General features: G+C 75.7%; 2 protein-coding genes. Both read right to left on the reverse strand.

Going from position 1 to position 1,951, the window contains the following annotated elements; genetic code table 11:
• Positions 1–156: 156 nt before the first annotated feature.
• On the reverse strand, positions 157–1,062 hold the full coding sequence (locus tag B5D80_RS32605) for an RNA polymerase sigma-70 factor (RefSeq protein ID WP_088647757.1): 906 nt from the start codon (positions 1,060–1,062) through the stop codon (positions 157–159).
• Positions 1,063–1,124: 62 nt separating this feature from the next.
• Positions 1,125–1,865, reverse strand: a complete 741-nt coding sequence (locus B5D80_RS32610) for an SDR family oxidoreductase (protein ID WP_088647758.1) — start codon at positions 1,863–1,865, stop codon at positions 1,125–1,127.
• Positions 1,866–1,951: the final 86 nt, after the last annotated feature.

Raw genomic sequence — 1,951 nt, forward strand, 5'->3', positions numbered from 1 at the left:
CGTGACCGGACGCTCCTCGACAGCCGGGAGAACGCCCTGCGGCGGCTCGTCGCGCGCACCCGGGACAGCACCGGTCCGGGACGCCGGGTCGATCCTCGGCCGGCCGGGCGGGGTCGCCGGCCTGGAGGTGCCGGTGACGGTGGGGTAGCTCGCCGGTCAGCGGCGGACCGGCAGCCGACCCAGCTTGTCCGGGTTGACCACCAGCAGCAGCCGTTCGATGCCCCGGGCCGAGGTGTCCAGCGTGATCAGCGTGACCGGCCGGTCGGCGGCGACGAGCACCCCCGGACCGCCGTTGACCTCCACCAGCTCGACGGTCGTCGCCCGCCAGTACTTGCGCCGCACGTTGTCCAGGAAGTTCGTCACCCGGGCCGGCCCGCGCACGTCCCGGCGGGCCGCGTGCACCCGGCCGCCGCCGTCGGAACGGGCCACCACGTCGGCGGTGAGCAGCCGTTCAAGCGTCGCCAGGTCGCCGTCGCGGGCCGCGTCGAGGAATGCCTGCGCCAGCCGCCGACGCTGCTGCGGCGCGACCGGCGTGGCACCCTCGACGGCGAGGTGCCGCCGGGCCCGGCCGGCCAACTGCCGCGCGTTCGGCTCCGACGTGCCGAGCACCTCGGCGATCTCCCGGTACGGGTAGTCGAACGCCTCCCGCAGCACGTACGCGGCCCGCTCGGCGGGGGTCAGCCGCTCCAGCAGCAGCAGGACCGCGACGTCCAGCGCCGCCGCCCGTTCCGCGCCGAGGGTCGGATCGGCCCCGGTGTCGACCGGCTCGGGCAGCCACGGCCCCACGTACGTCTCCCGGGTGGCCCGCGCCGAGGTGGCCGCGTTCACCGCCAGCCGGGTGGTCGTGGTGGTGAGGAAGGCCGCCGGGTTGCGCACCCCGCGGCGGTCGGTGCCCTGCCAGCGCAGCCACGCCTCCTGCACCACGTCCTCGGCCTCGACGACGCTGCCCAGCATCCGGTAGGCGAGCCCGAACAGCCGTGGCCGCACGTCGAGGAACGCGGTCAGGTCGGCCGGCGCGACGGCCGCCGGCGCGTCGGCGGTGGCCCCCGACCCGGTCGTCATGCGCCTACCGTAGGTGGTGCGCCGCGCGGGCCCGACGTCACCCGCCGGGCCCGCGCTTCGGGTCAGCGTCCGCGCCACTGCGCCAGCCGGACCCCGCCGATCCGGGCGTCGCCGAGCGGGACCAGCGACTGCTCGGCCAGCAGCGCCCCGAAGTAGCGCCCCTGCGGGTCGCTGACCACCGGTCGCGGGTCACCGGCGGCGGCCAGCGTCGCGCGGCCCAACTCGTCCAGCGGGAACCGCTCGGGCCCGGCCAGGTCCACGATCCCGTCGGCCGGCGCGCCGACGGCGATCTCGGCAAGCACCGTCACCACGTCGTCGGCGGCGACCGGTTGGATCAGCGCCGACGGCAGCCGCACCTCGTCACCCACCACGGACGACTCGACGATGGCCGGCACGAACTCGAAGAACTGGGTGGCCCGCAGCACCGTCCACGGCACGTCCGCCGCGGCGATCAACGCCTCCTGGGCCACCTTGGCGCGCATGTACCCGCTGTCGGGAATGCGGTCGGCGCCGACGATCGACAGCGCCACGTGGTGCCGTACGCCGGCCTTCGCCTCCGCCGCCAGCAGGGTACGGGTGGACGTCTCGAAGAACGCCAGCACCGCGTCCGCCTCGAACGACGGGGAGTTCGACACGTCCACCACGACGTCGGCGCCGTCGAGCGCCTCGGCCACCCCCGCGCCGGTGAGCGCGTCGACCCCGGTCCGCGGCGAGGCGGCCACCGCGTCGTGGCCCTGCTGCCCCAGCAGGGTCACCAGCCTGCTGCCGATCAGTCCGCTGCCCCCGATGACGACGATCTTCATGGTCGATCCACTCCCTGTCCGTCCCTGGCGGTGCACACCGCCCTGCACTCCCAACGACCGACGGGACCCGCGATCCGTGACAGGCG

The sequence above is a fragment of the Micromonospora wenchangensis genome, assembly GCF_002210435.1.
GTDB classification, from domain to species: domain Bacteria; phylum Actinomycetota; class Actinomycetes; order Mycobacteriales; family Micromonosporaceae; genus Micromonospora; species Micromonospora wenchangensis.